The organism is Nocardia sp. NPDC059764 (assembly GCF_042732555.1).
GTDB lineage: Bacteria > Actinomycetota > Actinomycetes > Mycobacteriales > Mycobacteriaceae > Nocardia.
This window is the reverse complement of record NZ_JBHWHH010000289.1, coordinates 1-5,320: the sequence shown is the minus strand read 5'-3', so window position 1 is coordinate 5,320 and position 5,320 is coordinate 1. Positions and strand designations below refer to the sequence as shown.

Annotated in this window: 4 protein-coding genes; 2 read left to right on the top strand and 2 right to left on the bottom strand. The window is 69.3% G+C overall.

The genetic code is table 11. From position 1 onward, the window contains the following. Positions 1 to 119 precede the first annotated feature (119 nt). Positions 120 to 2,393: an ATP-dependent DNA ligase gene (locus ACFV4K_RS34540; RefSeq protein WP_379280520.1), complete on the top strand. Its 2,274-nt coding sequence runs from the start codon at positions 120 to 122 to the stop codon at positions 2,391 to 2,393. On the opposite strand, the gene ACFV4K_RS34535 is transcribed toward ACFV4K_RS34540, so the two are convergent. Together ACFV4K_RS34535 and ACFV4K_RS34530 are read right to left on the bottom strand one after the other, a co-directional pair. Then, the gene (locus ACFV4K_RS34535) at positions 2,390 to 3,034 is read right to left on the bottom strand and encodes a cysteine hydrolase family protein (protein WP_379280519.1); all 645 of its coding nucleotides are present in this window, start codon (positions 3,032 to 3,034) and stop codon (positions 2,390 to 2,392) included. The genes ACFV4K_RS34540 and ACFV4K_RS34535 overlap by 4 nt on opposite strands. A 185-nt stretch (positions 3,035 to 3,219) precedes the next feature. Next, the gene (locus ACFV4K_RS34530) at positions 3,220 to 3,858 is read right to left on the bottom strand and encodes a YitT family protein (RefSeq protein ID WP_379280518.1); all 639 of its coding nucleotides are present in this window, start codon (positions 3,856 to 3,858) and stop codon (positions 3,220 to 3,222) included. A 242-nt stretch (positions 3,859 to 4,100) separates the two neighbouring features. Between ACFV4K_RS34530 and ACFV4K_RS34525 the strand changes: the two genes are divergently transcribed. Further along, a partial coding sequence (locus tag ACFV4K_RS34525; protein ID WP_379280516.1) for a lipase family protein occupies positions 4,101 to 5,320 on the top strand: 1,220 nt, incomplete at its 3' end.

Here is a 5,320-nt window from a genome sequence, read left to right as displayed (position 1 = left end):
TCCACGGGCCGTTCGGGAGTGGCGGGGCAGCTCCGCCGCTTGACCCGAACGGCCCGTTGGCTTTTCACGGGCCTTCCGGGTTGCCGGTTTTCGGCGGGTCCCGGCTCTAAACTGCTGTCATGGGGTCCCGCAGGGATTTCGGGGGCATCGAGGTTGGGCTGACCAACCTCGACAAGGTGCTGTACCCGGCCACCGGGACCACCAAGGGCGAGGTCATCGACTATTTCACCGCCATCGCCCCGGCCCTGCTGCCGCATATCGCGGAGCGGCCGGTGACCCGCAAGCGCTGGCCGAACGGCGTGGACGAGCAGTCGTTCTTCGAGAAGAATCTGGCCGAACACGCGCCGAAGTGGTTGGCGCGGCGCACCGTTCAGCATTCCGGCCGGGCGGTCACGTATCCGCTCATCGACACCGTCGCGGGCATGGCCTGGCTCGGCCAGCAGGCCGCCCTGGAATTGCATGTGCCGCAATGGTGTTTCGACGGCCACGAGGTCGGCGACATCACCCGGCTGGTCTTCGACCTGGACCCCGGACCGGGCGCCGGGCTGGCGCAATGCGCCGAGGTCGCGCTCATCCTGCGCGATGTGGTCCGCGAGGTGGGCCTGCAGGCGTACCCGGTCACCAGCGGCTCCAAGGGAATTCACATCTACGTCCCGCTGGACCGCAGGCTCGGCCCGAACGGGGCCTCGGCCGTGGCCAAGCAGGTCGCCACCAACCTGCAGCAGCTGCGCCCCGAGCTGGTCACGGCCACCATGGCCAAGTCGGCGCGCGAGGGCAAGGTGTTCCTGGACTGGAGCCAGAACAATCCGGCCAAGACCACCATCGCGCCGTACTCGCTGCGCGGCCGCGCCCAGCCCTGGGTGGCCGCGCCCCGGTCCTGGACGGAGATCGAGAAGCCGAAGACGTTGCGGCACTTGACCTTCGACGAGGTCCTGCGCCGATTCGAGGACCAGGGCGACCTGCTCGACGGACTCGACGAAGCGGTGCCGCGACCGGATCGGCTCGACACCTACCGATCCATGCGCGACCCGGGCCGCACCCCCGAACCGGTGCCCCCGGGCCCGCCCGCGGACGGGCGGGGCGATCGTTTCGTCGTGCAGGAGCATCACGCCCGCCGCCTGCACTGGGACGTCCGGCTGGAACGCGACGGCGTGCTCGCCTCCTGGGCCGTGCCCAAGGGCCCGCCCACCGACACCGGCGAGAACCGGCTGGCCGTGCACACCGAGGACCACCCCATCGAGTACCTCACCTTCCACGGGACCATCCCGAAGGGCGAGTACGGCGGCGGCGAGATGACCATCTGGGATTCCGGCACCTACGAGACCGAGAAGTGGCGTGACGACGAGGTCATCGTGTGGCTGCGCGGGCAGCGGCTGACCGGGCGGTACGCGCTCATCCAGACCAACGGCAACCAGTGGCTCATGCACCTGATGAAGGATCAGACGCCGCCGGGAGGCAATGGGAAGGAAGGCGCGGGGGCGCAGGCGGTCTCGACGCCGCGGACTCCCGCGCCCATGCCGCGCGGCGTCATGCCGATGCTGGCCACCGCCGGTGACGTGACCACGCTCGACGCCGGACAGTGGGCGTTCGAGACCAAATGGGACGGGTTCCGGTTGATCGCCGAGATCGAGGACGGCACGGTGACCCTGCACAGCCGCGCCGGGCACGTCGTCACCGGGAAATATCCCGGCCTGGCCGTGCTCGGCGAGGAACTGTCCGGCCATTCCGCGGTGCTCGACGGCGAGGCGGTGGTCTTCGACGATCACGGCGGCGCGAATCTCGGCCTGCTGCGCGCGGATTCGGGCCGCGCGGTCTTCCTGGCCTTCGACCTGCTGTACCTGGACGGCACTTCGCTGATCCGCAAACGCTACGACGATCGGCGGCGCGTGCTGGAAGCCCTTGCCGGGCAGTCACGTTCGCTGATCGTGCCGGCGCGGTTACCGGGGTCCGGCGCGGACGCGTTGCGCTACAGCCAGGAGCACGGCATGGAGGGCGTGGTCGCGAAGCGGCGCGACTCGGTCTACCTCCCGGGCCGCCGCGGCCAGTCCTGGATCAAGACCCGCAATTGGCGGACGCTGTCCGTGGTGATCGGCGGCTACCGGCGTTCGGCGGCGCGGCAGTTCGCGTCCCTGCTGGTCGGCGTCCCGCATCAGGGCGAGCTGTACTACCTGGGCCGGGTCGGCACCGGTTTCAGCGAGCAGGAGATGAGCGATCTCGCCGACCGCCTGCGCCGGCTGGAACGCAAGACCAGCCCGTTCGACAACGAGCTCACCGCCGACGAGCGCCGCGACGCGGTCTGGGTGACGCCGAAGCTCACGGGCACGGTCCGCTTCCAGAACTGGACCGAGACCGGACGCCTGTGGCATCCGGCCTGGATCCCCGGCTCCGACTAGCTCGACTTCTCCAGCAACGGAATCAGGCTGTCGGAGTCGGTGACGATGGCGTGCCCCTGGAATTCGAAGTCCTCCCAGGCCCGCTGCTTGCCGGGCTCGTCGCGCCCGCCGACCCCGTCGCGGACGACGACCGGCACGAAGCCCAGATCGGTGGAGTGGCACACCGTCGGCGCGATCCCGATCTCCAGCGCGACGCCGACGATGGCGTAGGACCCGATCCCGAGGTCACGCAGCGTCGAGGCGAGCGGGGTGCCCTCGAACGCCGACATCGACGTCTTGTCGAAGACGACCTCGCCCTCCCGCGGTTGCAGTTCCGGCACCAGCTGGAAGCCCGGGGTGTCGCGCTGCAGGATCGGGACCACATCGTCGATGGAGTCCTTGCCCTGCCAGGTCATCGCCATCCGCATGGCGAAACTGCCCATGAGCCGCTTGGGCAGGAAGAAGTGCCGCAGGAAGATGACCGGGTAGCCGCCGCGCCGCGCGGCCTCGACCACGCGCACGACGCGCTCGGTGATCGCCGGGCCGTCGTCGAGCTGGCCCAGCACCCCGGCCTGCATGTCGTAGACGATGACCGCCATCTTGTCCGGTGCGCACACATCCTCGAGCGTCTCCGGAATCTCCACACCGTTGCCGCGCCGCATAAGCCCTCCGCAATCGCTTTCCGCCCCACCCTCTTTCGCCACCCTACGCCTGTGCGGAACGAGGCCGGACGGTCAGGCGGCCGCGGCGCGGGCGGGCTTGGGCCGATCCGGCACCACCCCGGAAGCCTTGACCGACCGCATCACCCGCATCTTCGCCGACCTCATCGACCGGCGGCGAGCCTGTTTCAGGCGGCCATCGACTCCGTCGCAGTGGCCGCCGTCGTGGTGGATTCGGCCTCGTGGAAGCCCGGCAGGTAGCGGTCCACGAACGGGATCATGAGCTGGATCAGCGGGCCGATGCCGAACGCGTACATCAGGGTGCCGATGCCGACACTGCCACCGAGCAGCCAACCTACGGACAACACGGTCGCCTCCAACCCTGTCCGCACGACCCAAACCGGTCGGCCTGTCCGGCGAACCAGGCCAGTCATCAGGCCATCGCGCGGACCCGGGCCCATCCCCGCGCCGATATAGAGAACCGTCGCCACCGCATTGAGGACCACGGCCGCGCCCATCGCCCCGATCCGGAGCGGCAGCCCGGGCAACTCCGGCAGCAGCCAGAGGCCGGCGTCCACCGAGACGCCGATGACGACCACATTGCTGACCGTGCCCGGACCTGGCCACTGGCGCAAGGGAATCCACGCCAGGAGGACGGCCGCGCCGGTGATCGCGACCACGGTGCCGAAGCTGAGCGGCACGTGGTCGGCGACGCCCTGATGGAAGACGTCCCAGGGGTCCAGGCCGAGGGCGGCGCGGATCATGACGGCCATGGAGAGGCCGTAGAGCCAGAGTCCGATGTACAGGGCGAGGAGGCGACGCAGCATTGGTCGAGCATGGCGGCAACTGGCATGCAAACGGTAGAGCCAGTTATGAAGAGCTGGACTTCTTGCTGGATATATCTTTTCGTGTGACAAACCGCGCAACGCCGTAGTTACGGCGCGCGGGACGCCATTGACCGGGTCGGACGGCGGCAGTACCTTGTGGGTCTCCGATGCGCCGGAGTGATCAGGCGCGAACAGCGGGTCCGTGGGTCCGGAGCGTCGGGAAGTTCGACGCTGGAGGCGTGATGCGGCGGGATGGCGCATGGTTCGGATCGGGGTGGCGGATCGGGCTGATCAGCGCGGCAGCCCTATTGGCGGCGGTGATGGCCGGGCCCGGCACCAGAGCGGAGATTCCGGTTCCCGACGCCGACCCGTTCTATTCGACGCCAATCGGCCTGGGAGAGTACGGAAACGGGACGATTCTCGATTCCCGGCCGATCGCCGTCCTGGGGCTGCCGCTACCGGTCGCGGGCTGGCAGGTGCGATACCGCACCACCGATTCCGCCGGGCACGCCGCCGCCGACGTGGCCACGGTGATGGCTCCGCTCACCCCGTGGACCGGGCCCGGGGATCGCCCGTTGCTGTCGTATCAGATTGCCGAGGACAGTCTCGGAACCCGTTGCGCCCCATCGTTCGCACTGGGCGGCGGCCGCGACCTGGCCATCACCAACACCCTGCTCGACGTGCCGTTCCTGACCGAGGCGCTGCGTCGCGGCTGGGCGGTGGTGGTGTCCGATTACGAGGGCGCGCAGTCCCGGTTCTTCGACGGAATCAACTCCGGCCGCGCGGTTCTGGACGGCGTCCGCGCCGCCAAAGCCTTTGCACCCCTGGGAATCAGCGATACCAGCCCGCTCGGGGCCTGGGGCTACTCCGGCGGGGCCTTCGCGACCCTGTGGGCTATGCAGTTGCGGGCGAGCTACGCGCCCGAGCTCTGGTTCTCCGGGGTGAGTTCCGGCGGCGTCCCCGCCGATATCCCCGCCATCGCCCGCGGTGTGGACGGCAGCGTACAGGCCGGACTCGGGGTGCTGATCCTGATCGCCATGACACGCAACGATCCCGGTCTGGCGGACTCACTCAATGACAGTGGCCGCGCGCTGATCGAACAGGAATCCGCTTCCTGCGGAAGCGATCTCGTGGCCCACCACGCCTTCCGGCGCATCGACGACTACTCGGCGATCCCGGACATCCTCGGCAGCCAGGCCTTCCGGTCCGTCACCGATCGCCAGGAACTGGGCGGCTGGGCGCCGGACGTGCCGCTGTACCTGTACCACAGCGATTCCGACGACGTGATCCCGTCTCGGGGCTTCAGCGATCTCGTCGACCGCTACTGCGCGCTGGGCGCGACCCTCACCGCCGTGCACTCGGGCATCCCGGGACACAACCCCGCGGCGGTGATAGAAGCCTTGGGCGCCATGGACTTTCTGGCCGACCGCTTCGCGGGCGAGCCGGTCACCGCCGGGTGCAC